This window comes from Pseudoalteromonas sp. APC 3691, from assembly GCF_030408135.1.
Classification (GTDB): Bacteria; Pseudomonadota; Gammaproteobacteria; order Enterobacterales; family Alteromonadaceae; genus Pseudoalteromonas.
Genome location: NZ_JASDCB010000151.1, coordinates 1 through 897 on the forward strand (window position 1 = coordinate 1; position 897 = coordinate 897).

The 897-nt window shown below is 41.8% G+C and carries 1 protein-coding gene; it reads right to left on the reverse strand.

All coding sequences use genetic code 11. The features are described 5' to 3' along the window. Nucleotides 1-52: 52 nt before the first annotated feature. Nucleotides 53-897: reverse transcriptase domain-containing protein (locus QL998_RS20665; protein ID WP_259365860.1), on the reverse strand; the 845-nt coding region annotated here is incomplete at its 5' end.

An 897-nucleotide genomic window follows, 5' to 3' on the forward strand; every position in this document is an offset into this window, starting at 1 on the left:
CCGTACGTACGGACCTCGTATACGGCTCCTGTACCCTTCACATTTTATCAACTTATTTCCTAAACGCTGATAAAGCAAGCCATCCCGTATTCACTTTTTCTATTGGATATAAACCAAGCTCCTCAAACCATTGGTTTGGCATCGATACACAAGATAAAGGGCTTAGTGAGTTACGCCACGAGTTCATCTTTATGAACTTAAACGGTGGCTTTTTCCCTAACTGCTTTAGTCGTCGATGTAGCCTTGATGGCTTCTTCCACAACCTCAGCTGTATTGCCCTTAGTCTTCGTCTGATCCAACCTGCCAAGGCTTTTAGCTCTCGCTTACAATTGGCTATACTAAAATAATTTACAAAACCGCGCACAACTGGATTTAGCCGCTTTATTACTTCTGCTAAATTTATGCCGCCGTTACGTTTTGTTAATTGCTTCACTTTTTGTTTAAACACGATGAGTTTTGATGCTTGTATCCGTGTCCACTGGCTACCTATCTCTACTCCCAAAAACTTCACACCTTTGCTGCTATGAGCAATATGGGTTTTCTTTTGGTTCACGGTTAATTTCAAGTCTCGCTCTAGTATTTGGGTGGATGCCTTAAGTGCTTCTTGCGCTGCTTTTTCTGTGCTGCACAAAATCAAGATATCATCTGCATACCTCACTATTCGGTGATTACGCTTTTTCATTTCTTGATCGAAAGCATCTAGGTAGATATTCGCCAATAACGGGCTAATTACGCCACCTTGTGGGCTTCCTATCGTACTAGCCTCCCAGTGTTCGCCTATCATTACCCCGCTTTTTAAGAACTGATTAATCAGCTTTAAAATACTACTGTCCGTCACTTTGCGTCTAACACTGCTAATTATCAAAGCATGATCAAGCAGGTCAAAACACTTCGACA